This is a genomic window from Haloprofundus sp. MHR1, assembly GCF_005155585.1.
GTDB classification, from domain to species: Archaea; Halobacteriota; Halobacteria; order Halobacteriales; family Haloferacaceae; genus Haloprofundus; species Haloprofundus halophilus.
In genome coordinates this window covers 1866342-1891359 of sequence record NZ_CP039833.1, presented here as the reverse complement: position 1 = coordinate 1891359, position 25018 = coordinate 1866342, and the positions used below count along the sequence as shown (strand labels likewise).

Below are 25018 nucleotides of genomic sequence, written 5' to 3'. Positions count from 1 at the left end.
GGAGAGCCGGCGGTATAGTTCTTACTCTCGAATCGGAATTTGTGACGCATAATTTCGTAGTAGATTAGGACCGGCCGGTGAGGCCGCCGCTATTTTTCCGCTGATGTAGGAAACGCAATTTGGTGTTTTCCGAGTTTTCGCCCGGTTTGAAGCTTGTATAACGATTATGTTAACAGTCGCACCGCATCCGAAGATTTAAGGTTTGAACTACTTATTCCTCTCATATTCATCCATGACAATGGACCGCAGAACCATGCTGAAGAACCTCGGCGTCGCCGGCGGTATCGGCGCGCTCGCGGGTTGCGTCGGTGTACAGGAACAGGGCGAGACGGACTCCTCCGGCGGCGACGGAAACAGTTCGGGGGACGGGTCGTCTGACTCCTCGGGGTCGAGCGACTCGGGACCGTCGGGTGAGGCGACGGTCTGGTACTCGCTGCCGGAGTCCGAGAAGGACGAGCGCGAGGAGGCGATCCAGCAGTTCGAAGACCAGACGAACCACAGCGTCAGCTACTCCGACATCTCCGACATGGAGCAGAAGACGACGAGCGCCATCCCGGCCGGACAGGGGCCACACACGTTCGAGTGGGCCCACGACTGGGTCGGCGACTACTCCGAGCGCGGGTTCATCGTCGACCAGAGCGACCAGTTGAACGTCGACCTCGGTCAGTTCACCGAGGCCGCCGCCGACGCCGCTCAGTTCGACGGCAACGTCTACGGCCTCCCGCACGACGCGGAGACGGTGACGCTCATCTACAACACCGACATCGTCGACGAAGCGCCCGAGACGGTCGCCGACATGACGTCGGTGATGGAGGAGTACCACGACCCGGCGAACAACCAGTACGGACTCGGTTACCCCTTCGCCGACCCGTACTTCCTCAGCGCGTGGCTGCAGGCGTTCGACGGCTACCTCTTCGACCCCGAGCAGGACGACCCGCTCGGCGTCGACAAGGCCGAGACCATCGAGGGTGCGCAGTTCGCTGTCGACAACTTCGTCCCCTACATGCCGAACGACCCGGTGTACGAGCCGCAGGCCTCGGCGTTCGCGGAGGGTAACGCCGCCTTCGCTATCAACGGCCCGTGGTATCTCGCGACGCTCAACGAGAAGGGCGTCAACTACGAAGTCACGACGCTTCCGACCCCCGAAGGCGGCAGCCCCACCCCGTACACGGGTATCACGATGTGGTACTTCGCGTCGGGGATGGAAGACGGCGGCGACGACGCCGTCGCTGCGCGCGAGTTCATCGAGTGGTACGTCACGAACGAGGAGCTCCTCCTGGAGAACGCCGAAAACCAGGGCAGCATCCCGGTGCTCCAGAGCCTCGTCGAGGGCGACGAACTGCCCGCCACCGTGCAGGCGTTCTCCGAGGCGGTCCAGCAGGGCGTCCCGATGCCGACCGACCCCCGGATGAACCAGGTGTGGGACCCCGTGAAGAACGCGCTCACGAAGATGTTCAACGGCGACGCCGAGCCGGAACCGGCGATGAACCAGGCGGCGAACGAGATCCGCAGTAACTGGGAGTAACTGAACAGATGAGCACCGTGTCACGCGTCGCCAGCCGCGTCGAGGACGTCCCGTTCCTCGACAAGCGAGACGCGTCGCTGCTGTTCGTGCTGCCGGGGCTGTTCGTCTTCTCGGCGTTCATGCTGTTCCCGGTGCTGTACCTCGTCGGCATCTCCTTCACGAACGCCGAACCGGGGAACCTCTTCGCGGGCGAGGGCGCCCTGGCGGTGTTGACGTTCGGCGAGGCGACGTTCGTCGGGCTGGAGAACTACGCGACCGTCCTCACGGACCCGACGTTCTGGAACTCGTTCGGCATCACGTGGCTGTTCGTCGCGACGAGCGTCACGTTGAAACTCGTCTTGAGCATCAGCATCGCGCTCGTCGTCACCGGCAAGCGCGTACGGGGCAAGCGCTTCATGCGCTCGCTCATCATCCTGCCGATGGGCCTGCCGGCCATCTTCACCATCACGGTGTGGCGCGGCATCTTCAGCTCCGCGGAGTTCGGCCTCGCAAACCAGGTGCTTCGTTCGCTCGGCATGGGAACCGTCTCGTGGCTCAGCGAGCGGTGGATGGCGTTCGTCGCCTACAACATCACCGAGGCGTGGCTCGCCTACCCGTTCATGGTCATCATCACCGTCAGCGCGCTGCAGGACGTACCCGACGAACTGCACGAGGCGGCGATGGTCGACGGCGCGAGCTACCTCTCTCGGTTCTTCCACGTGACGCTCCCGTCGATAAAGCGACCGGTTCTCTTCGCGTCGATTCTGACGGCGGCGGCGTCGTTCCAGCAGTTCCTCATCCCCTACGTGTTCAACGAGGGCGGACCGGCGCGGGCGAACGAGCTCATCGTCGTCTACGGCTACCGTGAGGCGTTCTCCTTCGCCGCCTACGGCGAGGGGGCGGCCATCTCCATCATCGCCGTCGCGTTCATCGGCGCGTTCATGTGGCTGAACGTCAAGCGCGGCCGACTCGCAGACGGGGTGAGCGACTCGTGAGCCTCCTGAGCGGCATCGCCCGCAAACTGAAGGAGGACACCCGGAACGTCGCCATGACGCCGGTCGAGACGGCCCGCGACGCGAAGTACACCGTCGAGGGCGTCCGCCGGGGAGAGATTCCGCCGTCGAAACCGCTGAAAACGGTCGGGGCGACGCTCGGCGCGCTCGTGCTCGTCGCCGGGCTGATGTTCCCCATCTACTGGATTCTGATGGCGGCGCTCTCCGGTTCGGGCGGCTCCATCTACTCGTCGGGCGGACTCCGGTTGCTCCCGGAGAACCCGTCGCTGCAGCCGTTCATCTGGGTCATCGGCGACCTCATCGTCCCCGGCTACTCCATCAGTCTCAACGTTCCGTTGAGCGACCTCGCGGTCGTGTTCAACACGCCGGAGATAACGTTCCTCGACGCCTCCGACTACGGCGTCGACCGCCCGTCGGAGTTCAAGCAGTTCTTCTGGAACAGCCTCACCGTCTCGATTCCGACGGTCATCATCGCGATGTGTCTCATCGTGCCGGCGTCGTACGCGCTGTCGCGCCGCGAGTTCATCTTCCGCCGGAAGATTCTGTTCACCTACGTCCTGCTGACGCAGGTCGGCGGCGGACTCGGCATCGCGCTGCTCATCGGTCTGTACGCAGTGTACGTCCAGGTCGGACTCAACGACAACAAACTCGCGCTCGCCGTCTACTACGCGGCGACGGCGGTGCCGTTCAACACGTGGCTCTTGAAGACGTACATGGACGGCATCCCCGTCTCCTACGAGGAGGCGGCCGTCGTCGACGGCGCGCCGCCGTGGCGCGTCGTCACGGAGGTCATCGTCCCGCTGTCGGCGGCGGGGCTGGCGACCGTGTTCATCTTCGTCTTCCTGACGGGATGGACGGAGTTCGTCGTCGCGCAGACGCTGCTCGGCACGGACAACTACACGCTGCCGGTGGGACTGTTCTCGCTCATCAGCGAGTACTCCATCCCGTGGGCGCGGTTCTCGGCGTTCGCGCTGACGTTCGCCGCACCCATCATGCTCGTCTACCTGTTCGCCCAGCGCTACATCGAGGGCGGCCTGTCGTTCAGCGGTATGGAAGGGTAAGCGGGCGAATCCGCGGTCCACATCCGTTTTTCACGTTACGACGCCACGACACCGAGAAGCGACCGTGTCGGCTCTATCCGGGTGCTCGAAAACGGAACTCCGTCACCGGTCGCTCAGCAGGAACCGAAGCGCGTCGGGCAGTCTGTCGGCCCACGCGTCCTCGTGGTGAACCGCCTCATCGTCGACGACGAAGCGGAGTTCGTCCTCGTCGTAGCCGTTCTCGCGCAGCAGTTCGACCATCCGCTCGGCGTCCTCGACGTACTCTCGCGTCCGCTCGGGGTCGTCGGGTCGCTCGTCGCCACCGACGTCGAAGTACAGTTTCCCCGAAAAGTACGTCCGCGCGTCGACGTAGTCGAATATCTCGCGGTTCCACCAGAACGCGGGGCTCATCACGCCCGCGAAGCCGAACGTCTGAGCCTGCTCGAAGTAGCCGTAGAGGCTGACGAGGCCGCCGAGCGACGACCCCATCAGACCGGTGGAGTCGCGGTCGGTCCGGGTTCGGAACTCCCGGTCGATAGCGGGTTTGAGTTCGGAGACGAGAAAGTCGAGATACGCGTCGGCGTCGCCACCGCCGAATTTCTCGTGTTCGTGCGGCGTGTACTCGTTACGCCGGTTATCAGTGCCGTGTGGAACCGCGACGACGATGGCTTCGATTCCCTCCTCGCTCAGTCGCTGCATCGTCTCGTCGACGCGCCACTCGCCGTCGTTGCTCGTGCGTTCGTCGAAGAGGTTCTGCCCGTCGTGCATGTAGAGCACGGGGTAGTCGGCGTCGCTCCCGCGGTACGACGGCGGGAGGTAGGCGGAGACGCGCCGCGCCGGCAGTTTCGGCGAGTCGGGGTCGAGTTCCTCGGAGACGAGCACGTCGCCGACGACGGTGTGGTCGTCGGTCAGGTCGTACGAGTGCCACTCGGGGTCGGCGTTCATGCGCGGGGATTCGGCGGAGACTTCCTAACGAGTGTCGATGCGGCGAGAACTGTGAGCGACTCCAATGTGTCGAAACCACCGCCCGAGGGGTGTGACTCACCCGCACGCGGACCGCTCGGATTCGAAGTTCTTAAACGGCGATGACGGGAAGTACGGACAACTCGCTGGACGACGGGCCGCCAGCGGGCACCCGACCCCGCCGCACGGCGGACGGGACGAAATGTGGCTTCCGGGGCCTCGCGCCCTCGAACGGCTGAATCGCAAGCGCCCGTGGTGATACACGATGGCAAAAAGCTTCTACTCACACATCCGCGAAGCCTGGCAGACCCCCGGCGACGGCAAACTCGCCGAGCTCCAGTGGCAGCGAAAACAGGAATGGCGTCGACAGGGCGCTATCGAACGAATCGAGCGACCGACGCGACTCGACAAAGCCCGCGAACTCGGCTACAAGGCCAAGCAGGGTATCGTCGTCGTGCGCGTCTCGGTCCGCAAGGGTAACGCCCGCAAGCGCCGCCACAAGGCGGGTCGCCGCTCGAAGCGCCAGGGCGTCAACCGCATCGGTCGACGCAAGAGCATCCAGCGCATCGCCGAGGAGCGCGCCTCCCGGAAGTACGTCAACCTCCGCCTGCTCAACTCCTACTGGGTCGGCGAGGACGGGTCGCAGAAGTGGTTCGAGATGATCCTCGTGGACCCGAACCACCCGGCGATTCAGAACGACGACGACCTCAACTGGATCTGCTCGGACAAGCACAAAGGCCGCGCCTTCCGCGGCCTCTCCAACGAGGGCAAGAAGAACCGCGGCCTCAACAACCGCGGCAAAGGTACCGAGCACAACCGTCCCAGCGTCACCAGCGGCAAGAGCCGCGGCAAGTAACGCTCGCCCGCTCTCCGCCGGACGCGCAACCTCTCGATTCTCCCGTTTATCGCCGGTCGGAGCGACCGCTCTCGGGTCGTCGGCCCGCGAAGCGTCGATGCTCGGTCGAGAGTGCCCTCTTCGCTCAATTACTGAACTCCGCCACCGGTGAATACGTCGTCTCAGCCGCCGCAGACTGTCAGAATTCGACGCTCGGCGGAAAAGAGATGCCGGTTATTCGACCGTGTCGACCGTCTCGGCGGGTTCGGCCGCGTCGTCGGTTCGCGTCTCCTCCGTCGGGTCGGCGAGCGTCGACGCCGACGGGTGGGCCCGCTTTCCGCTCCCGAGAATCGCCAGCGCCGCGCCGAACAGCGCCGCGTTCTTCAGGAACGCGTTTCGCTCGTTCATGCGCTCTTCGTCCTCCATGTTCCAGAAGTCGTGAATCGTCGGCGTGACGCCCGCGAGGAACGCGGCGACACCGGCCGCCGCCAGACGCGGGAACTTCCACAGTGCGATGCCGACGCCGCCGGCGACCAGTGCGCCGCTCGACGCCGGGACCAAAATATTCGCGTTCGGCACTTCTTTGGCCTCGGCGTAGGCGATGCGTCCGCTCATCTCCTGGAGGTTCTTCACGCCCATGTACGCCAGCAAGCCGCCGAACAGCGTCCGACCGAGGGCGAACACCAGTCGCCCGACCGCGCTACCGACGCTCATTCGTCGCCGCTCCTGTCGGAACCGATATCACTTTCGTTAGTAATGTACATTTCGTTCATACATACGGGCCGCGGATGAATAACCGTTGCTTCGTCGGAAGGAAAGTCGGGTACCGAAGGCGGTTCGTTCAGAGCAGAATCACCAGCAGCGACGACCCGACGAGGGCGACGTGCGAGGCGGCGTGACCGACCATCGCGGCTTCGAGGCTCTTTCGCCAGAACAGCCACCCGAACGCGACGCCGCCGACGGCGTTGAGCAGTACCGTTCGCGCGACGAGTCCGGCGCTCGCCGGGATGCCGAGCGAACCGGCGGTTCCGAGAAGCGCCGGCAGGTGCCCGACGCCGAAGGCGACGGCGGCGACGAGGATACCGGCCCAGACGACCCGCTCGGAGGGCCCGACACCGGTTCCGAGCACTCGCCACGCGAGGTAGACGAGGAGCGAGACGAACCCCCAGCGCAGCAGTAACTCCTCGACGATGCCGCCGTAGAGAAACCGGAGCGGCACCGTCGCCAGCAGCGCCCCGACGGAGGGCGTGCCGCCACCTCTCTGAAGTTGTGCGACTTCCGGGACGAACAGCGCAGCGACCGCGTCCAACCCGACGATACCGATTCCGACAGCGAGACCGACGACGACGGCAGTCGGTAGTTCGGGGCGGAGATTCGAGCGCACCGGCGTCCCGCGCGCGACGCGCTCGTCGACGTGCGAGCGAAACCCGGCGCGAGGCGCGCAGTACGTCCCGACGACGACGGCCACGAGCAGCAACAGCGTGTTCGGAATCAGCGACGCGACGACCAGAAGCGGAAGCGGCAGGTCGACACCGGGCGGCGACGGCGTCGTGCCCAACTGGGTCGCGACAGTCACCCCGAGCGCTGCGATACCGAGGAGACCGAGCGCGAACAGTGCGAGAGCGCGGCGGAGAAACGAACCGCGGCCGGAGTCGACGGGCGGCGTGTCGTCGGCCGGCGCCGAGTCCGGTGGCGAGGACATGCGCGACTGTGGTTCACCGTCGGTGATAAATGGGGAGGGACGGAGCGTCGACGGGAGGCGCGTTAGCCCCGAAGCGCGCGGACGAGGTAGCCGATAGCCGCGCCGAACAGCGCGAGGTTCTTCATGAACTGGATCTGCTGGTCCTGTCTCCCCTCGTCTTCGTCGAGGGTCCAGAAGTCGTGCATCGTCGGCGTGACGCCCGCGAGGAACGCCGCCGCCGCACCCGCGGCGAGCGCCGGCAGCCGCCAGAGCGCGATTCCAATCCCGCCGAAGACGGCCATCCCGCTGGCGAGCGGCACCAGTTTCTCTGCGTTCGGCACGCCCTTCGACTCGGCGTACTGCACCGTTTCGTCGAGGCTCTGGAAGTTCGTCGCCGCCATGAAGCCGAGCGTGGCGCCGAACAGCAGACGGCCGAGCAGAAACGGCTTCTCGGCCGCCGTCGACGACGACGCCCTCTCCGGTCGTTCGTCCCCCGACTCCGTCGTCGCCTCGTCGTGCGAGTGCAGTTCGAGCAGACTCATACGGACGGTACCGCGTGCGTAGTGTTACCTACTGTCCGGTTGTGTGAGTTGCGCGTCAAACCGCCGGCGTCGAACGCCGAACCGCGTGCGACGGGCTCCCGCACCCTTATGTCCGCCAACCGCAAACGCCCAGCTATGAGCGACCTCTCTCTGGACGCGACGCAGTTGGACCGCTACTCGCGGCACATCATCATGGACGAGGTGGGTCCCGAGGGGCAGAAGAAACTGCTCGACGGGCGCGCGCTCGTCGTCGGCGCGGGCGGCCTCGGCGCGCCGGTCATCCAGTATCTCGCCGCCGCGGGCGTCGGCCACCTCGGCGTCGCCGACGACGACGTGGTCGAGCGGTCGAACCTCCAGCGGCAGGTCATCCACGCCGACGCCGACGTGGGCGTGCCGAAAGTCGAGAGCGCCGCGAACTTCGTCGAGCGCCTCAACCCCGACGTGACCGTCGAGCGGCACCACCTGCGCGTCGGCCCCGACAACGTCGAGGGGCTCGTCGCCGACTACGACGTGGTGGTCGACGCCTCCGACAACTTCCGGACGCGGTATCTCGTCAACGACGCCTGCCGCCTCGCCGGGATTCCGGTCGCCCACGGCGCCATCTACAAGTTCGAGGGACAGGCGACGACGCTCGTCCCCGGCGGCCCCTGCTACCGCTGTCTGTTCCCCGAAGCGCCCGAACCCGGCACCGTCCCCGACTGCGCGACGACGGGCGTCCTCGGCGTGCTCCCCGGAACGCTCGGCTGCATCCAGGCGACCGAGGCCGTCAAACTCCTCATCGACGCGGGCGAACCGCTCGCGGGAAGGCTGCTGTTCTACGACGCGATGGAGATGAGCTTCGAGACGGTTCCCTACCGTCAGAACCCCGACTGTCCGGTCTGCGGCGACGACCCCATCGGCTCCGTCGACGAGGTGGAGTACACCGGCGGCTGTGCGGTGCAGGCGGACTGAGCGCTCTGTTTTCCTCGCGTCATCCGAACCCGAGCAGCCAGCGGACCGCCTCCGATCCGACGAGCAAGCCGCCCTCCGGACGAGTGAGTCGTCGTCCCGTCCAGAGCGCAATCGCCAACAGCGCCGTCAGCCCCGCGAGCCACAGCGCCCCGTCGAACGCGGCGGCGCTGGACGCGAGCGGTTGGATCGTCGCCGCGAGACCGAGGACGACGAGGACGTTCAGGAGGTTGCTCCCGAGGACGTTGCCGACGGAGACGCCGCTTCGACCGCGGGTGAGCGCGACGACCGAGACGGCGAGTTCCGGCGTCGACGTGCCGACGGCGACCACCGTCGCGCCGATGACGTAGTCGGAGACGCCCGCGAACTGCGCGAGCGTGACCGCCGCGTCGACGAGCACCTGTCCGGCGACGACGACGAGGACGAGACCCCCGACGAGACGGAGCGCGTCGAAGCGTTTCGGCGGGTCCACGTCGAGGCGTTCGGGCCCCGTGCTGTCGGCGTAGCGCACCAGTATCACGACGTAGGCGACGTACGCCGCGAGCAGGCCCAGACCCTCGAGGCGGGAGACGGCACCGTCGAGGAGAACGAGCAGCAGCAGGGCGGTCGCACCCGAGACCGCCAGCACGTCGCGGTGGAGCACCCGCTGCGAGACGCGAATCAGCCGGACCAGCGAGACGAGACCGAGCACGACGGCGATGTTGTAGATGTTGCTGCCGACGACGTTGCCGACGGCGAGCACCGACCGCCCGGCGAGCGACGCCTCGACGGTGACGGCGATCTCGGGCAGCGAGGTGCCGACGGCGACGACGGTCAGACCGACGACGGTCGCAGAGACGCCGAAGCGGCGCGCGATTCGGATGGCCGCCTCGACGAACTGCTCGGCACCGACCCAGAGCACGGCGACGGCGACGACGAACAGGACGAGCGACGTGAGGACAGTCGCGTTCACGTCGGAGAGATGTGTCGATGACGGTATAAACCTGTCACAGAATCGAACGCAGCCAGCGTACGACCTCCGACCCGACGAACAACCCGCCCTCCAGCCGGGAGAGGCGGTGACCGCTCCACAGCGCCGCGACGAGCAGCGTCGACAGGCCGAACGACCACAGCGCGCCGTCGAACGCGGCCGGCCCGACCGACAGCGGCGCGACTGTCGCCGCGAGACCGAGCACGAAGAGGACGTTGAAGATGTTGCTCCCGAGGACGTTGCCGACGGAGACGCCGCTGCTCCCGCGCGTCAGCGCGACGACCGAGACGGCGAACTCCGGCGTCGACGTGCCGGCGGCGACGACGGTCGCGCCGATGACCCACTCGGAGACGCCGACGACGCGGGCGAGCGCCGTCGCCGAATCGATGAGAAACTGCCCGGCGACGACGACGAGGGCGAGACCGCCGACGAGTTCGAGCGCCTCGCGCGCGCCGAAGTCGCTGCCGGCCGTGGCCCCCGCGGCCTCGCTGCCGTCGACCCCGGGCCCGTCGGGAGTAAGGCGGAACAGCGCGAAGAGGTACCCGCCGAACAGCGCGAGCAGGACGAGACCTTCGAGTCGGGTGACGACGCCGTCGAAGAGCACGGCGAGGGCGAGGGCCGCCGAGGCCAGCACCGCGAGGCCGTCGCGGCGAACCAGTCCGCGCGAGATGGGGACCCAGCGGACCAGCGCGACGATACCGAGGATGACGGCGACGTTGAAGATGTTGCTGCCGATGACGTTGCCGACGGCGATGTCGGGACTCGACTCGAGCGCGGCCTCCAACGAGACGGCGATTTCGGGCGAGGACGTCCCGACGGCGACGACGGTGAGGCCGATGGTGAGTTCCGACAGACCGAACCGCCGGGCCGCGTGGACGGCCGAATCGACGAACATGCGTGCCCCTATCCAGAGGACGGCGATACTGACGGCGATGACGGCGACGTCGACGGCGATACTCGGCACACGTCGACTACGGAGGCCCTCGGAATAAATCACGGTCCGGACACCGCCGACCTCCCGTCGGGTCGCCGCACGAACTATCACCCTCGCGGCCGACCGTCGAGTATGCCGACCGAACCGCTCTCGGGCGTGTACGACATCACCGTGATGGAGGGAACCGACCGCCGACTGCGCGCGTATCTCTTCGACGGCGAGACGCCGACGCTCGTCGACACCGGTCTGGAGGCGACGACCGACCGCCTGTTCTCGGGTCTCGACGACCTCGGCGTCGAACCCGAGCGCGCGGTCGTCACCCACGGCGACGGCGACCACGTCGGCGGCCTCCCGGCCGTCGTCGACCGGTTCGACCCCGAGGTGTTCGTCCCCGAGCAGACCGACCTCTCGGGAGTCGACGGCGTCGAAGAGAGGAACGTGACCCGGTACGGCGACCAGGACGAGGTCGGGCCGTTCGAGGCGGTCCACGTGCCGGGTCACGAACCGGACAACCACGCGCTCGTCGACGTCGACCGCGGCGTCGTCGTCGCCGGCGACGCCGTCTCGGGCGCGGACCAGCGCGGCCTCCCCGAGGGGTACCTGATTCTGCCGCCCGCGGTGTTCTCCGACGACCTCAACGAGGCCGAGGAGAACCTCGAACGCCTGCTGGCGTTCGAGTTCGACGCCGTGCTCGTCTTCCACGGGTCGTCGGTGCTGGAGGGTGGCAAGGAGAAACTGGACCGGTTCGTGAACTTCCCCGGTAAGCCGTCGTAGCGAGTCGCGTCGCCGTTCTCGACGCCGAGCGGGGCGCACGCGAAAACCCCGTGACGGTTGTCTCGGGTTCCGACACGGGTTTACAGCGTCGCCGAGACGCTCGGCCATGAGTCTGGAGTCGCTTCTGAACGGCCTCCCGTTCGTCGAGCACCTCGGCATCGAGATCGAGGCCATAGAGGAGGGCTACGCCAGGGGTCGCGTCGAACTGACGCCCGAACTCTCGTCGGTCCCGGGTCGGAAAATCGCCCACGGCGGCGTCGCGTACTCGTTGGCCGACACCGTCGGCGGTGCGTCCGTGATGTCGCTGCACTACGCGCCGACGCCGACCATCGACATGCGAATCGACTATCTCGCACCCGGACAGAGCGACCTCGTCGCCGAGGCCGAGGTCGTGAGAGACGGCAACAGCGTCGCCGTTACCGAGGTCGAGATACGCGACGCGGAAGGGTCCCACGTCGCGGACGCGCGCGGGGTGTTCAAAACCGGCGGCGGCGAGGGTGAGACGGCGTGGGGACCGGGGTCGCCGGAGTCGACGAACGGAGGAACCGAGTGAGAGGGTCGGTCAGGCGCCTTCGACGAGTCGCTTCAGCTGTTCCGGTGGCACCGCACCGCGGGCACCGTAGCCGTCATAGGCGAACGTCGGCACGCCGGTGACGCCCTGCTGCCGGGCCTCGGTGAACTTTCCGCGGAGTTCCTCGCGGAGCGCGTCGTCGTCGAGCGCCGACCGAATCTCGTCTGGGGCGATTCCGACGTTTTCGGCGAGGTCGGTGAGTACGTCCGGGTCGCCGATGTCGCGCGTGTCGTGCCACAGCGCCGCGAAGATGGCCTCGTCGAACTCGAGCCACGTCCCGTGGTCGTAGTGCTGCTTGACGTAGTAAGAGGCGACTTGCGCGGGTAACGAGTCGACCTCCCGAGCGATGTCGAGCGACATCTCGTCGGCGTCGTAGCGCTCTTTGAGTCGCTGGACGTTCTGCTTGGCCTGTTCGAAGTACTCGTCGTCCTTTCCGTCGTCGACGCCGTGGTCTATCTCGCCGTCGGGGCCGCGTTTCTGACTGCGGAGGTCGAACGGGTGCCAGTCGATTTCCAGCTCCTCCGCCCTGCCCTCCTGGTATCGGTCGAAGGAGCGTCGGCCCAGGTAGCAGAACGGGCAGACGTAGTCGGAGTAGATGGTCACCGTCTCGGCGTCGGCGCTGTCGTTCATGGTGTTGCGTGTTCGAGCGGGGGCCAGAAGAAGCCGACTCGGGTGTGAGCGGCCGACGCACCAGCGTCGAAGCCGACGAACGGCCGGAGTCGGCGGGCGACCGGAGTCGACGAACGGCCGGAGTCGGCGGGCGGTGCGACCGTCTCAGCGGCGGAACTTCGTCCGCTCTTCGAGTTGCGTCTCGAACCACTGCCACTCGCGGGAGAACTGCCCGCTCTCGCGGAGGTTCCACACGTCGGCGTCGGTGACGATGGGACCGAGGCGGTACGACTGCACCAGGTTGGTGAGCCAGATGAGCGCCCCGATGCCGATGATAACCGCACCGAACGTCGACACCTGTTGGAGCGCCTCGAACACGCCCGGGTACGACGCCGACCGGCGGGGGAGGCCGCCGTAGCCGATGAGGATCATCGGCATGAACGCGACGAACACGCCGACGATGCTGAGGTAGCCGTGGATGCGGCCGAGTCGACGGTTGAACATCCGTCCCGTGAGAAGCGGGAACCAGTAGTAGCTGGCGGCGAACGCGGCGAAGGTGATGACGCCCATCACGATGAAGTGGAAGTGGCCGACGACGTAGTACGTGTCGTGCAGCACCAAGTCGACGGGGATGGACGCGAGGAACACGCCCGTTACCCCGCCGACGATGAACGTCATGATACCGCCGACGCAGAAGATCTGCGGCGTGGCCCAACGGACGTTACCGCCCCACAGCGTCGCCATCCAGTTGAACGTCTTGACGGCGCTGGGGATGGCGATGGCGAGCGAGACGGCCATGAAGGAGGCGCGCAGACGCGGGTCCATGCCGGTCGAGAACATGTGGTGCGCCCAGACGCCGAACGAGAGCACGCCGATGGCGAGCGTCGAGTAGACGATGAACTTGAATCCGAACAGCTTCCGTCCGGCGAACTTCGGGAGGATGAGACTCACGAGACCGAACGCCGGCAAGACGAGGATGTACACCTCGGGGTGACCGAAGAACCAGAAGAGGTGCTGCCAGAGGATGGGGCCGCCGCCGTCGACGGCGAAGAACGTCGTCCCGAAGTTACGGTCGGCGATGAGCATCAGGAGCGCGCTCCCGAGCACGGGGAACGCGAACAGGACGATGCCGCTCGTCGTCAGCAGCGTCCACGAGAAGATGTCGAGGTTTGCCCACGTGACTCCCTCGTCGCGTTCGGTGAAGATGGTGACGATGATGTTGATAGAGGCCATGATGGTCGCCAGGCCGCTCAGATGTAACCCGAGAAGTACGAGGTCGACCTGCGGGTTCGTGACGATGATCGACCGCGGGGCGTACAGCGTCCACCCGATCGTCGGCGGCCGCAGCGAGAACAGCAGTTCCCAGTGGACGCCGACGGATGCGAGCATCTTCCCCATGACCTCCGTGATGAGTCCGCCGCGGACCAGGAAGAACGCCGGCGGCAGTAGCCAGAAGGCGATAGCGTTGATGCGCGGGAACGACATGTCGTCCGCGCCGACGAGAATCGGGATGAAGTAGTTCGCGAGACCCGTGAACGCGGGCGTCACGAAGAAGAACAGCATCGTCAGCCCGTGGGTCGTAAAGAGCGCGTTGTACGTCTCGGCGCTCCAGACGTCGGTCCCGGCGGTGAACAGCTCGGTGCGGATCATCATCGCGTCCGTCGCGCCCCACAGCGCGGCGCCGGTGGCGAAGACGACGTAGAGAACGCCGATATCCTTGTGGTCGACGGTGGTCAGCCACCGGAAGAGACCGGTCGGTTTCTCGGACTCGAAACCCAGTCCCGAGAGGTAGCCACCGTCGGCGGCGACGCTTCGCAACTGCCAGTTCTGTCTGTAGCCGGCGTATATCGCCAACCCGAGCAGCACCCAGGTGACGACGAGCAGGCCAGGTATCTCTGTGAGCACACTAATCACGTCCATCGACAGGGTCGAGGACCACGCGCTCAACTTAGGATTGTATCCAAATATAGATACGGTGGTGTTCTACGATCGTACCCGAGTACAGAGACGGTGGCGTTCGCCGTACTCGGCAGAGTTCGGTCCCGTCTTCGGGGCCGATGTGCGCTCACTGCGAAACGTCGGTCGGGTCGTACCGGTCGGCTTCCACGGGGCTCTCGCTCGTCAGGCGGCCGTACACCGCCCCGAGCAGGAAACCGTAGCAGAGGTGCGCCAAGAGCGTGAAGATGATGTAGATGGCGAGCAGCCCGCCCGAGAGGTCGCCGCGTCCGGTGAGGACGAACACGACCCACAGCGCGACGGCGAGCACCATCCCGCGCGTCGCCGGGTCCGGACCGCCGGGGATGTACTGCTCCAGCGCCATGAACGCCAGCGGCCAGGCGAAGACGCCCGCCAGGAGGAACAGCAGAAAGCCCAGGGTGACGTTTCCGGGCATGCCGGCGAAGCGGGCGACGGCCTCGAAGATGGCGAGATTCGAACGAGTCTCTACCTCCAGAAACAGCAGTAACAACGTCATCACGGCGATTCCGGTGACACCACCGGCGATGGCGCTGAGTGGACGGTTCATGGTGGACGGTAGTTCGTGGCACTCGGTTAAAAGCCTCGCCCGTCGCACGCGCGTCGACGGGCGGCCGAGGCGCGTCGGCGGAGCAGTGAGTCGAATCGACGGAGTAGTGAGTCGAATCGGCGGAGCAGTGAGTCGACCGGGGGGTCGCCCACACAGCGGCGCAGCGGTGAGCCGACGCGCCGACCGGAGACAAAAGACAAAACCGCTTCCGAACGCATCCTTCGGTGTCGCGGTGCCGGACCGAGGGTAGGGGCTTTCGGTCGGCAACCGCGACTTCTCTCGCGACCGGCATCGGGAGAACCCGCAGCGTTTTAGCCGCGCACTGCCCGAGAAAACGTATGACCGCACAGGGAATCGTCGGGGAGTTCCTCTCTCTCAAGGACCAGACGGACGCCGACCTGTTGGCGATGCAGTGCGGCGATTTCTACGAGTTCTTCGCCGACGACGCGGAGTTCGTCGGCGAGGAACTCGACCTGAAAGTGTCGCAGAAGTCCTCGCACGGGTCGTCGTACCCGATGGCCGGCGTGCCGTTGAACGACCTCACGCCGTACCTGAAGGTGCTGGTCGAGCGCGGCTACCGGGTCGCCGTCGCCGACCAGTACGAGACCGAGAACGGCCACGCCCGCGAGATCACGCGCGTCGTCACGCCGGGGACGCTGCTGGAGACGACCGACGCCGACGCGAAGTACATCGCCGCCGTCGTCCGCGGCGACGGCGACGACGGATTCGGCCTCGCGTTCGCCGACGCCACCACCGGCCGGTTTCTCGTCACCGACACCGACGACGAGGCCGACGCGCACGCCGAACTCTACCGGTTCGCGCCGGTCGAGATTCTCCCCGGCCCCGAGATTCGCAACGACGACGGGTTCCTGAGTCGACTCCGCGAAGCGAGCGACGCGTCGCTGTCGCTGCACGACACAGAGAGTTTCGCACCCGGCCGGGCGAGACACGCCCTCCGCGAGCAGTTCGGCCGCGAGGCGCTCGACAGCGTCGGTCTCGACGGAGACCGCGCGATTCGCGCCGCGGGCGCGGTACTGTCGTACGTCGAGGAGACGGGCGTCGGCGTCGCCCAGTCGATGACGCGTCTGCAGGCGTACCGCGTCGCCGACCACCTCGAACTCGACGCGACGACGCAGCGGAATCTGGAACTCACCGAGACGATGCACGGCGACCGCTCGGGGTCGCTTCTCGACACCGTCGACCACACGGTGACGAGTCCCGGCGGCCGCCTCCTGAAGGAGTGGCTCACGCGCCCCCGACGCTCGCGGGCCGACATCGAGCGCCGCCTCGACAGCGTCGAAGCGCTCGCGTCGGCGGCGCTCGACAGAGAGCGCGTCCGCGACACCCTCGACGGCGCGTACGACCTCGAACGGTTGACGAGTCGCACTGCCTCGGGTAGCGCGGGTGCGCACGATTTGCTGTCGGTTCGGGACACGCTCGCGGTGCTTCCGGCGCTCCGGGAGGCGACCGAGGGGCGACTCGCCGACTCGCCGCTCGCCGACGTCGTCGCCCGGCCGGACCACGAGGCCGCCGCGGCGCTCCGCGCGGAACTGGCGGACGCGCTCGCCGAAGAGCCGCCGAAGACGCTGACGCAGGGCGGCCTCATCTGCCGCGGCTACGACGACGAACTCGACGAACTCATCGACCGCCACGAGGAGGCGAAACGCTGGATAGACGGCCTCGCCGAGCGCGAGAAGTCGCGGCACGGCCTCCACCACCTCTCGGTGTCGCGCAACAAGACCGACGGGTACTACATCCAGGTGGGGAAGTCGCAGACCGACGGCGTCCCCGACGAGTACCGCGAGATAAAGACGCTGAAGAACTCGAAGCGGTACGTCACGGACGAACTGGAGGAGAGAGAGCGCGACATCCTCCGCCTCGAAGAGGTCCGCGGGGAGTTGGAGTACGAACTGTTCAAAGAGCTTCGGCGACGCGTCGCCGACCACGCGGCGCTGCTGCAGGACGTGGGGCGGACCATCGCGGAAGTCGACGCGCTCGCGTCGCTGGCGACGCACGCCGCCGGAAACGACTGGGTCAGGCCGGAACTGACGGAGGCGGGTCCCCTCCGAATCGAGGCGGGACGGCACCCGGTGGTCGAGACGACGACCGACTTCGTGCCGAACGACCTCTACCTCGACCGCGAGCGCGCGTTCCTCATCGTCACCGGCCCGAACATGAGCGGCAAGTCGACGTACATGCGTCAGTCGGCGCTCGTCACGCTGCTCGCGCAGGTGGGGAGTTTCGTCCCCGCGCGCTCGGCGACGGTCGGACTCGTCGACGGCATCTACACCCGCGTCGGCGCGCTCGACGAACTGGCGCAGGGGCGGTCGACGTTCATGGTCGAGATGCAGGAGCTCTCGAACATCCTCCACTCGGCGACGGAGGACTCGCTCGTCATCCTCGACGAGGTCGGGCGGGGGACGGCGACGTACGACGGCATCTCCATCGCCTGGGCAGCGACGGAGTATCTGCACAACGAAGTTCGGGCCAAGACGCTGTTCGCGACGCACTACCACGAGCTGACGGGGCTGGCCGACCACCTCGACAGAGTAGAGAACGTCCACGTGGCGGCCGACGAACGCGATGGCGACGTGACGTTCCTCCGCACCGTCCGCGAGGGGCCGACGAATCGGTCGTACGGGATTCACGTCGCGGAGTTGGCGGGCGTCCCCGACCCGGTGGTGACGCGCGCGACCGACGTACTCGACAGACTCCGCACCGAGAAAGCCATCGAGGCGAAAGGCGGCGGGAGCGGCGAACCCGTGCAGGCGGTGTTCGACCTGTCGAGCGGCCAGTTCGCCGCCGGCGACGGCGGGTCGAAGACGACCGGGCCGGAAGCGACCGCCGCCGGGTCGACGGCGACCGGAGAGGACGGGGGCGAACCGGCCGTCGACCCGGAGATAGAAGCGGTGCTCGACGAACTCCGCGGGACGAACGTCGAGGAGACGTCGCCCGTCGAGTTGATGGCGAAAGTGCAGGCGTGGCAGCGGGAGTTGGACGAGTGACGGCGCGCTCGGTCGCGAGCCGTCTCGCTTCGGAAGTACGACTCGGTTCCGTCGGCGGGGCCGACACCCCGTCGTCCGGAAAAGTACGTCCCGCCGGTGTCGACGGCGTACGATACTCTCCGTCACACCCGGCAGTCCGCTGAACTGATGGCGAAAGTACAAGAGCAGCAAGCACACTTACACAGGGAGAGATGACCGAGGAACCACTTCGGGCGACGGTGAGCCTGCGGGGCGTGCTGTTCGGTCCCGAGGGAGAGCTACTGGTAGTTCGCCGCGCGAGCGACGGCGGCTGGGAACTCCCCGGCGGTCGCCTCGGAGCGGGCGAACCCGTCGTCGAAGGGTTGCGGCGCGAAATCGAAGAGGAGACCAGTCTCGACCCGGACGTCGAGGAACCCGTCCACACGCACGCGTGGCTCAACGACTCGGGTCGCGGCCGCTTCGCTGTCTACTACTGCTGCACCGCCGACGGCAAGTCGGTGTCGCTGAGCGCCGAACACACCGACTACGACTGGGTCGTCGTCGAGACGGCCGCGGAGCGCCTGAGCGAGACTCAGACCGAGGCGGTCGTCTGCGCGTGGGAGGTTCACGGCGATGGGTGAGCCGGACGGCCCCCACGAGGACGAAGCCCGGATTCGCGCGCTCGACGACGCGACGGTTCGGCAAATCGCGGCGGGTGAGGTCGTCGAGCGGCCCGCGTCGGTGGTGAAAGAGCTCGTCGAGAACAGCCTCGACGCCGACGCCACGCGCGTCTCCGTCGCCGTCGAGAACGGCGGGAAAGCGGGCATCCGCGTCCGTGACGACGGCGTCGGGATGACCGAGTCGAACCTCGAACGCGCCGTCGAGAAACACACGACGAGCAAGATACGAGATATCTCGGACCTCGACGCCGGCGTCGGCACGCTCGGTTTCCGGGGCGAAGCGCTGCACACCGTCGGCGCGGTGTCGCGGCTCACGGTTCGCTCGAAGCCGCGAAACGGCGGTACCGACGGCGCGGGCGCCGGAGCAGAGCTCACCGTCGAGGGCGGCGACGCCGGCGAGACGCGACCCGCCGGGTGTCCGGCCGGGACGACCGTCGAAGTCGACGATCTCTTCTTCAACACGCCCGCCCGGAAGAAGTTCCTCAAGACCGACCCCACCGAGTTCGACCACGTCAACACCGTCGTCACGCAGTACGCGCTGGCGAACCCCGACGTGGCAGTCTCGCTCGAACACAACGGGAGGGAGGTGTTCGCCACCGAGGGCAACGGCGACCTGCCCTCCGCCGTGCTCGCGGTGTACGGCCGCGAGGTTGCCGAGGCGATGGTCCGCGTCGACCACGACGCCGAGGGCCCCGGCCCCGTCGAGTCGGTGTCGGGCGGCGTCAGCCACCCCGAGACGACCCGCGCCGGGCGCGAGTACCTCTCGACGTTCGTCAACGACCGCTACGTCACCGCCGCGACGCTCCGCGAGGCGGTGTTGGAGGCTTACGGCGGGCAGCTCGCCCCCGACCGCTACCCCTTCGCCGTCCTGTTCGTCGACGTGGAGCCCGACGCCGTCGACGTGAACGTTCACCCGCGGAAGATGGAGGTCCGCTTCGACGACGAGTCGAGCGCCAAGCGCGCGGTCACCGACGCCGTCGAAGCGGCGTTACTGGACCACGGCCTCGTCCGCTCGTCGGCCCCGCGTGGCCTCTCCGCGCCCGACGAGACGACGGTTCGACCCGGCGACGGCGGGGAGAGCCCGGACTCGGAGGTCGTCGGCGGCGCTGGCACCGCCCACGAGGCGGCGAGCGACGTCGCCGGGCGGACGAGTCGCGTCGACAGACGCCCGACGCGGGTCGGTGGCGAGGAAGGGAGCGCGACTCCCGAAACGGACGGGAGGACGAACTCGTCCGACGGCGGGTCGTCGCGGCCGCCTCGAAGCGCCGACTCGTCGTCCGAGGACGGGGTCTCGGAGACGGCACACGCTCGCTCGGCGCAGTCGACACGGGCCGGGAGCGAAACGAGCGCGTCCGAGACGGGCAGCGACACGACAGAGACGCCGTCTGAGACCAGCAGTTACACGGCGGATACGCCGGCCGAGACCAGCAGCGACACGGCAGAGACGCCGTCCGAGGCCGCGCGACCGTCTGCGGCCGATTCGACGGCCGAAACCCTCCGGGACGCGGAGCGCGAGCAGTCGTCGCTGACGGGGAGTCAGCCGGCGTCGGAGCCGGACGACGCCCGGCTCTCGGGCGTCGTCACCGCGCCGACGACGCAGCGAACGCTCTCGGGCGACGACGCGACGCCGGAGACGACGTTCGAGAGCCTGCCGCGGATGCGCGTGCTCGGCCAACTCCACGACACCTACGTCGTCGCCGAGGCGCCCGACGGGTTGGTGCTCGTCGACCAGCACGCCGCCGACGAACGCGTCAACTACGAGCGCCTGCAGAGCGAACTCGCGGGCGACACGCCGACGCAGGCGCTCGCGGACCCCGTCGAGTTGGAGTTGACCGCGCGCGAGGCGGCGCTGTTCGAGGAGTACTCCGACGCGCTGGCGCAGGTCGGTTTCCACGCCGGGCGCAGCGGCGAGCGGACCGTCGAGGTTCGGACGGTGCCGGCCGTCTTCGACGCGACGCTCGAACCGGAGTTGCTCCGCGACGTGGTGAGCGCGTTCGTCGCCGAGGAGGACGACGGCGGCGAGCGGACCGTCGACGCCGTCGCCGACTCGCTGCTCGCCGATTTGGCGTGCTACCCCTCCGTCACGGGCAACACGTCGCTCACCGAGGGGTCGGTCGTCGAACTGCTGGAGGCGCTCGACGCCTGCGAGAACCCCTACGCCTGTCCGCACGGTCGACCGGTGATTATCGCGTTCGACCGCGACGACATCGAAGCGCGGTTCGAGCGCGACTATCCGGGTCACGCCGGACGGCGCGCCGAGGAGTAGTCGGAGGTCGCCGGAGGTCGGCCGGCGGCCCGACCGGTATATCCGCCGGAACTCCCCGAACTTATGTGACCCTCGCAAGAACCGGGGAGCATGACCGACCTCGTTACGTTCGGCGAGACGATGCTTCGGCTCTCGCCGCCGCAGGGAGAGCGACTGGAGACGACCGACGAACTGGACCTCCGCGTCGGCGGCGCGGAGAGCAACGTCGCTGCCGCGGTCTCGCGTCTCGGCTTCGAGTCGGCGTGGCTCTCGAAACTACCCGAGTCGCCGCTGGGTCGGCGCGTCGTCGTCGAACTGCAGAGTCACGGCGTCGAGACGCCCGTCGCGTGGACCGACGACGACGAGACGCGGATGGGCACCTACTACATCGAACACGGCGGCGCGCCGCGCGGGACGAACGTCATCTACGACCGCGCCGACGCCGCCGTCACGACCGTCTCGGCCGACGAACTCCCGCTGGAGCGCGTCCGCGAGAGCGAGGCGTTCTACACGAGCGGCATCACGCCGGCGCTGTCGGAGGCGGCGGCGGAAGCGACGGCGGCGCTGCTGGAGACGGCGAACGACGCCGGGACGACGACGGTGTTCGACCTCAACTACCGCTCGAAGCTCTGGAGCCACGAGGAGGCCGCCGCGGGCTACCGCGCGCTGTTCGACAGCGTCGACGTGCTCGTCGCCGCCGAGCGCGACACGCGCGAGGTGCTCGGCCGCGACGGCAGCCCCGAGGACCTCGTCCGCGGACTCGCCGACAACTACGACTTCGAGACGGTCATCCTCACTCGGGGGGAGGACGGCGCGCTCGCACTGCACGACGGCGAGACGCACGAGCAACCCGTCTACGAGGCGGAGACGGTCGACGCCGTGGGGACCGGCGACGCCTTCGTCGGGGGCTTTCTCGCGGCGCGGCTCGACGGCGGGAGCGTGGCGACCGGACTGGAGTACGCCGCCGCGACGGCGGCGCTGAAGCGGACCATCGACGGCGACATCGCCGTCGTCACGCGCGACGAAGTCGAGGCCGTCGTCGACGAGGACGGCGCGGGAATCTCGCGGTAGTCTCGACGGAGAACCGACGCCGGGCCGAAGAACCGACGCCGGGCCGAAGAACCGTACCTGGAGGAGAAGTATTCGACGCGCTCTAAGTCAGTTATTAGTGACTTTACACTCGGCCACAAGGTATTCCAAGGAGCCCCTAGTTAGGAGCGAACACGATGAAACGAGTAGCGGCAGTGATGGCGGTACTGGTCGTACTGGCGGGCGCAGCACCGGCGGTTAGCGGGCAGTCCGGCGGTGCCGCGGAGAGCGAAGCGTACTCCGGAACGAACGTCTCCTTCGAGACGGGCGAGTCGGCCGTCGTCGACTACGCCGTCGGCGGCGACACGGTGTTCGAGTCGGTCGCGGTCCAGTCGCGGGAGGAGGCGCAAAGCGGCGCGGGCGTCGGTGCCGACGTGTCGATGTCGGTACTTACGTCGTTCGACGGGAGCGCGCTGTCGCTGGAGTCGAGAGCGGAGACCAGCGCAAGCGTCGAAGCCGACAGCGGCGCGAGCCTCGACGCCCACGACAACGAACACGGCATCCTCGTCGTCGACGCCGGCGGCGAGAAAGGACAGTTCGTTCGCGCGAACGTGAGCGGCGACACCGAGGCCGAGACGGAGGGCGACCGAGTCGTCGTGCGGACGGCGAACGGGACGACCGGCGCGTTCCTCGTCGTCGGCGACGGAAACGTGACCGTCACCGAGGAGGGCGACGTCGCGGCCGAACTCGGCGCAGACGACAGGCTCGTCTTCCGCTCGTACGACGGCGAGCGCTCCGAGGACGACAAGGAGCAGGAGCGACTCGTCAGCGAGGGGAAGGCCGCCGCCGAGGTACACGTGATGCAGCGGGGCGGCGAGACGGTGACCGACGTCGTCTCGTACGCCGACGACACGACCGTCGAGACGGCCGAGCAGAGCGAGAACGCCGTCCGGATGACCGTCGACCGAGCCGAGGACGAGGGGACGGTCCTCATCACGAGCGTCTCCCGGGCCGCGGGTAACGTCTCGGTGACCGTCGACGGCGAGGCGACCGCCGAGGCCTCGTCGTACGGCGAACTCGAGAGCGCCGCGAACGGCGGCGACAACTCCGCCTACATGGTTACCGAGGGGAGCGCCGAAGCGAGCGCCGACGTGCTCGTCGCCGTGAACCACTTCTCCGAGCGCGAGGTCGAAATCGACGGAAGCGGCGAGGAGACGACCGGCGACGGAAGCGGCGAGGAGACGACTGGCGACGAATCGACCGACGGCGAGACCGACGACGACGCCACGGCTTCGTCGACGGAGATGCCCGGCTTCGGCGTCGGTGCGGGGCTACTCGCGGTCGTTCTGAGCGCGCTCGCACTCGTCCGACGGGCGTAGAACCGACCGGTGTAGAACCGCGCGAGGACGATCGCCGTCGATCGTCGATAGTTCGTCGACGACGCACGCGGCGAGCGACCCCGTCGCCCGACGACTCGCACACCCTGTATGGGACTCTGTATCACGTGTTCTCGAAGTTACAATAATTGGTGCGCATGAATAGCCAAATACAAATGCGTCAGCCGCATACGTGGGGTGTACATGGCATCACTGTCGTTCGAACCGCTGGCGTACGACGACATCCCCGAGGACGAGCGCCCCTCGCTCGGACAGGCGCTCGTCCCGGTCGTCGGCATGCTGCTGTTTCTGAGCGTGGGCGCGATCTGGCTCGAACTCGACGCGCACATGCCGCTTCTGTGGGGAATCGTCCTGACCGGTCTCGTGGGTCGGTTCTGGTACGGAATCTCCTGGCAGCGGATGTACGAGGGCGTCGTCGACGGGCTCAGAATGGGGATGCAGGCGATTCTCATCCTGTTCGTCATCTACATGCTCATCGCGACGTGGACCGACGCCGGGACCATCCCGGGGCTCATCTACTACGGACTCGAACTGCTGTCGCCGGACATCTTCCTGCCGGTGACGGCGCTCTTGGCGACGGGCGTCGCCTTCGCCGTCGGGTCGTCGTGGACGACCGCCGGAACGCTCGGCGTCGCGTTCATCGGCATCGGCTCCGGTCTCGGCGTTCCCGCGCCGATGACCGCCGGTGCGGTGCTGACCGGGGCGTACACCGGCGACAAGATCTCGCCGCTGTCCGACACGACGAACCTCGCGTCGGCGGTGACGAACACCGACCTCTACACCCACATACGGACGATGCGCGTCGGGACGGGTATCGCGCTGCTCATCTCGCTCGTCCTCTACAGCTATCTCGGCCTCTCGGCGACGGGGTCGATTCCCGCCGGGCGCGTCGGCGAGATTCAGAGCGCCATCGTCGGCGCGTACTCGGTGAACCCCGTCGTCTTTCTGCCGCTCGTGGTGACGTTCGGCCTCGCGCTGTACGGCCTGCCGGCGCTTCCCTCGCTGACGGCGGGCGTTTTCGCCGGCGCGCTCACCAGCATGGTCGCGCAGGGGCGGCTGAGCGTCGAGGGGTTCATCCACGTCTGGGACGTCGCCCAGAACGGGACCGCCCCGGAGACGAACGTCGACCTCGTCAACAGCCTGCTCGACACCGGCGGCCTCATCGGGTCGTCGTGGACCATCACCATCGTCGTCGCGGCGCTGGCGCTGGGCGGACTACTGGAGCGGACCGGCGTGCTCGCGGTGTTGGCGCACCACATCGGTCTCCTCATCGTCCGCGTCGGGACGTTCTCGTTCTCGACGGTCGACCGCGGACCGAGTGTCGTTCGCCGTCCGGTGAACGCGGTCGTCGAGGGCGTCAACACGATCATCAGTCGCGTGAGTGCACTCATCCTCGGCACTGCCGTCTCGGCGTTCGGGATGAACGTGCTCGCCGCCGAGCAGTACATGAGTATCGTCGTCCCCGGGATGAGTCTGCGTGGCTTGTACGACGAGGAGGGCCTCGACAGTCGGAACCTCTCGCGGGCCGTCGAAGCCGCGGGCACGACGACGAGCGCGCTCATCCCGTGGAACGCGGGTGGCGTCTACATGGCGGGTGTGCTCGGTGTTCCGACGCTCGCGTACGCGCCGTACTACTTCCTCGGCTTCCTATCGCCGCTCATCCTCGTGTTTATGGGCGTCACCGGGTGGCGTATCACGTATCGGGACGAGGAGACGACCGCCGGGATTCGAGGCGCGGTCGAATCCATCGGCGACGACTGACCGACGACCGACGGCCGACCGACGACGGCGGCCGT

The 25018-nt window shown here is 67.5% G+C and carries 22 protein-coding genes; 13 read left to right on the top strand and 9 right to left on the bottom strand.

The genetic code is table 11. The features are described from left to right. The first annotated feature begins 232 nt into the window (after positions 1–232). The 3 genes from FCF25_RS09550 to FCF25_RS09540 are packed head-to-tail and all read left to right on the top strand — an operon-like array spanning position 233 to position 3578. Positions 233–1525, top strand: coding sequence for an extracellular solute-binding protein (locus FCF25_RS09550; RefSeq protein WP_117592743.1), 1293 nt, complete (start codon positions 233–235; stop codon positions 1523–1525). Positions 1526–1533: 8 nt separating this feature from the next. Further along, positions 1534–2499 carry a carbohydrate ABC transporter permease gene (locus FCF25_RS09545; RefSeq protein WP_117592745.1) on the top strand — a complete coding sequence of 322 codons (966 nt, stop codon included), beginning with the start codon at positions 1534–1536 and terminating at the stop codon, positions 2497–2499. Further along, positions 2496–3578, top strand: coding sequence for a sugar ABC transporter permease (locus FCF25_RS09540; RefSeq protein WP_137048417.1), 1083 nt, complete (start codon positions 2496–2498; stop codon positions 3576–3578). Before FCF25_RS09545 ends, FCF25_RS09540 begins: the two co-directional genes overlap by 4 nt. Positions 3579–3680: 102 nt before the next feature. On the opposite strand, the gene FCF25_RS09535 is transcribed toward FCF25_RS09540, so the two are convergent. Continuing rightward, positions 3681–4502 (bottom strand): alpha/beta hydrolase, encoded by an 822-nt coding sequence (locus FCF25_RS09535; protein ID WP_137048415.1) that lies wholly within the window; start codon positions 4500–4502, stop codon positions 3681–3683. Between the two features lie 283 nt (positions 4503–4785). Between FCF25_RS09535 and FCF25_RS09530 the strand changes: the two genes are divergently transcribed. Further along, complete coding sequence (locus FCF25_RS09530; protein ID WP_117592750.1) at positions 4786–5376, top strand: 50S ribosomal protein L15e; 591 nt, start codon at positions 4786–4788, stop codon at positions 5374–5376. A gap of 213 nt (positions 5377–5589) precedes the next feature. On the opposite strand, the gene FCF25_RS09525 is transcribed toward FCF25_RS09530, so the two are convergent. The 3 genes from FCF25_RS09525 to FCF25_RS09515 all read right to left on the bottom strand — a co-directional run bounded on the left by FCF25_RS09525 (position 5590) and on the right by FCF25_RS09515 (position 7578). Beyond that, a complete protein-coding gene (locus FCF25_RS09525) occupies positions 5590–6069 on the bottom strand; it encodes a DoxX family membrane protein (RefSeq protein ID WP_137048413.1) in 480 nt (159 codons plus the stop codon). Positions 6070–6196: 127 nt separating this feature from the next. Next, positions 6197–7057 (bottom strand): CPBP family intramembrane glutamic endopeptidase, encoded by an 861-nt coding sequence (locus tag FCF25_RS09520; protein WP_137048411.1) that lies wholly within the window; start codon positions 7055–7057, stop codon positions 6197–6199. Positions 7058–7119: 62 nt separating this feature from the next. Beyond that, a complete protein-coding gene (locus FCF25_RS09515; RefSeq protein WP_137048409.1) occupies positions 7120–7578 on the bottom strand; it encodes a DoxX family protein in 459 nt (152 codons plus the stop codon). Between the two features lie 135 nt (positions 7579–7713). Between FCF25_RS09515 and FCF25_RS09510 the strand changes: the two genes are divergently transcribed. Beyond that, the gene (locus FCF25_RS09510) at positions 7714–8529 is read left to right on the top strand and encodes a molybdopterin-synthase adenylyltransferase MoeB (RefSeq protein WP_137048408.1); all 816 of its coding nucleotides are present in this window, start codon (positions 7714–7716) and stop codon (positions 8527–8529) included. A gap of 19 nt (positions 8530–8548) precedes the next feature. On the opposite strand, the gene FCF25_RS09505 is transcribed toward FCF25_RS09510, so the two are convergent. Both FCF25_RS09505 and FCF25_RS09500 read right to left on the bottom strand, forming a co-directional pair. Then, positions 8549–9478, bottom strand: a complete 930-nt coding sequence (locus FCF25_RS09505; RefSeq protein ID WP_137048406.1) for a calcium/sodium antiporter — start codon at positions 9476–9478, stop codon at positions 8549–8551. A gap of 34 nt (positions 9479–9512) precedes the next feature. Further along, positions 9513–10460: a calcium/sodium antiporter gene (locus FCF25_RS09500; RefSeq protein ID WP_137048404.1), complete on the bottom strand. Its 948-nt coding sequence runs from the start codon at positions 10458–10460 to the stop codon at positions 9513–9515. Between the two features lie 102 nt (positions 10461–10562). Here FCF25_RS09500 and FCF25_RS09495 point away from each other — a divergent pair, with 102 nt between their 5' ends. Both FCF25_RS09495 and FCF25_RS09490 read left to right on the top strand, forming a co-directional pair. Then, a complete protein-coding gene (locus tag FCF25_RS09495) occupies positions 10563–11204 on the top strand; it encodes an MBL fold metallo-hydrolase (protein ID WP_137048402.1) in 642 nt (213 codons plus the stop codon). A 106-nt stretch (positions 11205–11310) separates the two neighbouring features. Then, entirely contained in the window at positions 11311–11757 is a 447-nt protein-coding gene (locus FCF25_RS09490) for a PaaI family thioesterase (protein ID WP_137048400.1), read from the top strand. A gap of 9 nt (positions 11758–11766) precedes the next feature. Here FCF25_RS09490 and FCF25_RS09485 read toward each other — a convergent pair whose 3' ends face one another. The 3 genes from FCF25_RS09485 to FCF25_RS09475 all read right to left on the bottom strand — a co-directional run bounded on the left by FCF25_RS09485 (position 11767) and on the right by FCF25_RS09475 (position 14908). Further along, complete coding sequence (locus FCF25_RS09485) at positions 11767–12405, bottom strand: DsbA family protein (RefSeq protein WP_137048399.1); 639 nt, start codon at positions 12403–12405, stop codon at positions 11767–11769. A gap of 144 nt (positions 12406–12549) precedes the next feature. Beyond that, positions 12550–14304 (bottom strand): cbb3-type cytochrome c oxidase subunit I, encoded by a 1755-nt coding sequence (locus FCF25_RS09480; protein ID WP_137048397.1) that lies wholly within the window; start codon positions 14302–14304, stop codon positions 12550–12552. Between the two features lie 145 nt (positions 14305–14449). Continuing rightward, entirely contained in the window at positions 14450–14908 is a 459-nt protein-coding gene (locus FCF25_RS09475) for a DUF6789 family protein (protein WP_137048395.1), read from the bottom strand. A 338-nt stretch (positions 14909–15246) separates the two neighbouring features. On the opposite strand from FCF25_RS09475, the gene mutS reads away from it, so the two are divergent. The 6 genes from mutS to FCF25_RS09445 all read left to right on the top strand — a co-directional run bounded on the left by mutS (position 15247) and on the right by FCF25_RS09445 (position 24983). Next, positions 15247–17913 (top strand): DNA mismatch repair protein MutS, encoded by a 2667-nt coding sequence (gene mutS, locus FCF25_RS09470; RefSeq protein WP_137048393.1) that lies wholly within the window; start codon positions 15247–15249, stop codon positions 17911–17913. Between the two features lie 191 nt (positions 17914–18104). Next, positions 18105–18512 carry an NUDIX domain-containing protein gene (locus FCF25_RS09465; protein ID WP_117592780.1) on the top strand — a complete coding sequence of 136 codons (408 nt, stop codon included), beginning with the start codon at positions 18105–18107 and terminating at the stop codon, positions 18510–18512. Continuing rightward, a complete protein-coding gene (mutL, locus tag FCF25_RS09460) occupies positions 18505–20817 on the top strand; it encodes a DNA mismatch repair endonuclease MutL (RefSeq protein ID WP_137048391.1) in 2313 nt (770 codons plus the stop codon). Before FCF25_RS09465 ends, mutL begins: the two co-directional genes overlap by 8 nt. 90 nt (positions 20818–20907) lie before the next feature. Continuing rightward, positions 20908–21867, top strand: a complete 960-nt coding sequence (kdgK1, locus tag FCF25_RS09455) for a bifunctional 2-dehydro-3-deoxygluconokinase/2-dehydro-3-deoxygalactonokinase (RefSeq protein WP_137048389.1) — start codon at positions 20908–20910, stop codon at positions 21865–21867. Positions 21868–22022: 155 nt separating this feature from the next. Next, positions 22023–23204: a hypothetical protein gene (locus FCF25_RS09450; RefSeq protein WP_137048388.1), complete on the top strand. Its 1182-nt coding sequence runs from the start codon at positions 22023–22025 to the stop codon at positions 23202–23204. A 201-nt stretch (positions 23205–23405) separates the two neighbouring features. Then, entirely contained in the window at positions 23406–24983 is a 1578-nt protein-coding gene (locus FCF25_RS09445; protein ID WP_137048386.1) for a Na+/H+ antiporter NhaC family protein, read from the top strand. The last annotated feature ends 35 nt before the right edge of the window (positions 24984–25018 follow it).

Excerpts from the sequence above, each read along its gene's own strand:
- FCF25_RS09550 (WP_117592743.1), top strand. The coding sequence starts at position 233 with ATGACAATGGACCGCAGAACCATGCTGAAGAACCTCGGCGTCGCCGGC.
- FCF25_RS09545 (WP_117592745.1), top strand. The coding sequence starts at position 1,534 with ATGAGCACCGTGTCACGCGTCGCCAGCCGCGTCGAGGACGTCCCGTTC.
- FCF25_RS09475 (WP_137048395.1), bottom strand. The coding sequence starts at position 14,908 with ATGAACCGTCCACTCAGCGCCATCGCCGGTGGTGTCACCGGAATCGCC.
- FCF25_RS09510 (WP_137048408.1), top strand. The coding sequence starts at position 7,714 with ATGAGCGACCTCTCTCTGGACGCGACGCAGTTGGACCGCTACTCGCGG.
- FCF25_RS09520 (WP_137048411.1), bottom strand. The coding sequence starts at position 7,057 with ATGTCCTCGCCACCGGACTCGGCGCCGGCCGACGACACGCCGCCCGTC.
- FCF25_RS09495 (WP_137048402.1), top strand. The coding sequence starts at position 10,563 with ATGCCGACCGAACCGCTCTCGGGCGTGTACGACATCACCGTGATGGAG.
- FCF25_RS09480 (WP_137048397.1), bottom strand. The coding sequence starts at position 14,304 with ATGGACGTGATTAGTGTGCTCACAGAGATACCTGGCCTGCTCGTCGTC.
- FCF25_RS09450 (WP_137048388.1), top strand. The coding sequence starts at position 22,023 with ATGAAACGAGTAGCGGCAGTGATGGCGGTACTGGTCGTACTGGCGGGC.
- FCF25_RS09515 (WP_137048409.1), bottom strand. The coding sequence starts at position 7,578 with ATGAGTCTGCTCGAACTGCACTCGCACGACGAGGCGACGACGGAGTCG.
- FCF25_RS09525 (WP_137048413.1), bottom strand. The coding sequence starts at position 6,069 with ATGAGCGTCGGTAGCGCGGTCGGGCGACTGGTGTTCGCCCTCGGTCGG.
- mutS (WP_137048393.1), top strand. The coding sequence starts at position 15,247 with ATGACCGCACAGGGAATCGTCGGGGAGTTCCTCTCTCTCAAGGACCAG.
- FCF25_RS09485 (WP_137048399.1), bottom strand. The coding sequence starts at position 12,405 with ATGAACGACAGCGCCGACGCCGAGACGGTGACCATCTACTCCGACTAC.
- FCF25_RS09490 (WP_137048400.1), top strand. The coding sequence starts at position 11,311 with ATGAGTCTGGAGTCGCTTCTGAACGGCCTCCCGTTCGTCGAGCACCTC.
- FCF25_RS09530 (WP_117592750.1), top strand. The coding sequence starts at position 4,786 with ATGGCAAAAAGCTTCTACTCACACATCCGCGAAGCCTGGCAGACCCCC.
- FCF25_RS09465 (WP_117592780.1), top strand. The coding sequence starts at position 18,105 with ATGACCGAGGAACCACTTCGGGCGACGGTGAGCCTGCGGGGCGTGCTG.
- FCF25_RS09535 (WP_137048415.1), bottom strand. The coding sequence starts at position 4,502 with ATGAACGCCGACCCCGAGTGGCACTCGTACGACCTGACCGACGACCAC.
- FCF25_RS09445 (WP_137048386.1), top strand. The coding sequence starts at position 23,406 with ATGGCATCACTGTCGTTCGAACCGCTGGCGTACGACGACATCCCCGAG.
- mutL (WP_137048391.1), top strand. The coding sequence starts at position 18,505 with ATGGGTGAGCCGGACGGCCCCCACGAGGACGAAGCCCGGATTCGCGCG.
- kdgK1 (WP_137048389.1), top strand. The coding sequence starts at position 20,908 with ATGACCGACCTCGTTACGTTCGGCGAGACGATGCTTCGGCTCTCGCCG.